The organism is Bacillota bacterium (genome assembly GCA_040754675.1).
Classification (GTDB): domain Bacteria; phylum Bacillota; class Limnochordia; order Limnochordales; family Geochordaceae; genus Geochorda.
The window spans coordinates 1-1,806 of sequence record JBFMCJ010000718.1; the positions used below are offsets into that span (position 1 = coordinate 1).

Annotated in this window: 2 protein-coding genes; one reads left to right on the forward strand and one right to left on the reverse strand. The window is 64.8% G+C overall.

All coding sequences use genetic code 11. The features are described from left to right. Positions 1-495: hypothetical protein (locus AB1609_22880; GenBank protein ID MEW6049279.1), on the forward strand; the 495-nt coding region annotated here is incomplete at its 5' end. 198 nt (positions 496-693) lie between these two features. Here AB1609_22880 and AB1609_22885 read toward each other — a convergent pair. Then, on the reverse strand, positions 694-1,806 hold a 1,113-nt coding region (locus tag AB1609_22885; GenBank protein MEW6049280.1), incomplete at its 5' end, for a sugar ABC transporter substrate-binding protein.

The following is a 1,806-nucleotide window of genomic DNA, read 5'->3' on the forward strand; positions in this document are numbered from 1 at the left end:
CCCCTTCAGCAACTGCTCGGCCAGAAGGTGCGGGTCACCCTAGCGTGCCGGCAGGGGCATCAGCTTCTTGCCGGCAGAGTCGGAATGGCGGGAAGAGACTTCCTCGAGCTGAAGGTCGGGAGGAGGCTCATCCTCATACCCTACCGCTCGCTCTGCTCGATTCGCAGGAAAGTGGGTGGGAAAAGGCCCGCTCCCCAGGAGCACCGGCAAGCTCTCCTTAACATCGACCCCTCCCTCAGGCGCAGGTTAATCCTTCGCTTCGGAGAGGTGGTCTCGGCGGACGGGGCGCTGATGAACCTCTTCTTCGGGCTCCCCCTCCGGCTCAAGATGAAGGATTTCGTCGGTCGGGGCGTTGTGGTGGCAACCGTTCGCACGGGGACGGTGCCTGTGCTGCACGGAGTGCTGGAGGCGGTTGGGGAAGAGGCCCTTCAACTCAACGCCGCGAGGCGGACAGAGCGGGTAAGCTTCGACGACATTTGCTTCGTTCGGATTTGACTTCGACTCCGTCTCGTCGCACAGCCGTTTGATGAGCGCCGAGGCACATGAGCAGGATGGCCCGCAGGGCTCCCACGGCCACGCCGTTCCCCCCGGCGGAGAAAAGGTAGGAGCCCGTTCGGGCTCCTACCTGGCTCCTGCCGGCCCGCCTCACGGACCCGGGGACGAGGTGTCCGTCACGCCCCTGAGGCCGTCCCGTTACTTGCGGGTCGCAGCCAGCTCCGCCAGCAGCGGCTGGAGTTGTTCGTCGATGGTGGTCAGGACCTCCTCGAGGCCTTTCTGGCCGGTGAGAAACTGCCCGAGGTTCTGCAGCACGACGCCCTTCGTGCGGCCCTGCCACTCCACGCCCTTGGGGAACGGTCGGGCGTACGTCGCAATCTCCAGGAACACCGCCCGGTTCTCCGGCACCTGCGGGCCGGCAAATGCCTTCTCGGCGACCGGGCGCCTGGACGGGAAGGCAGCGGTGACGAACTCAGACTGCCACTCGTTCGACGTGATGAACGCCAGGAACTGGAACGCATCTTCCTTGTTGGCGGCGTTCACCGGGATGGCATAGCCGGACCCCTCCAGGCTGGTGGCGCGGCCGCCGCGGTAGCTGAGGGGCATGTGGGCCACGTCGAAGTCGAAATTGTACTGGTTCTTCTGAGCGTCCCATACCCAGTAGTTGGGCATCCACGAGCCAGCCGGCGCCATGGCGACCTTGCCGGCCTTGAAGTGCGCTGCGGAGTGGGGGTAGCCGGCGGCCTTGGAAAGGTCGAACGTGGCCACCGTGTTGAGCTCGAAGAAGCGGCGGTAGAAGTTGAGCGCCTCCCGCGCCTCGGGCGAGCCCAGTGCCGAACGCCTCAGGTCTGGCGTGAAGATGGAGCCACCGTTGGCCCAGACCAGGGTGATGTAGTGGAACCACCAGTTGGTGAAACCGTACTGGTCGGGCTTCCCATCACCGTCCAGGTCCCGGGTGAGCTTCTGGGCTGCCTCCAGCCACTGGTCCCAGTTGTACTGGTAGGGCCGCTCGACGCCTGCCTCGTCGAAAAGCTCGGCGTTGAAGAACAGGCCCATCATGTCCAGGTCGTTGCCGAAGGCGTAAACCCGCCCCTTGCTGTCCGTCCAAAGCGCTACGGACGCCGGGTAGAATTCGCTAAACCGGTACTGCTGCTCGTTGCGCTCGATGTATGGCCGCAGATCCAGCAACATGCCCTGGTCGGCTACCAGGTCGCCCCAAGCCGAGCTCACCCGCACCACGTCCGGTGGCGAACCACCGGCGATAGCCACGGCCACCTTGTCCTTCATCTCCGACCAGCCAACCTGCTGGTA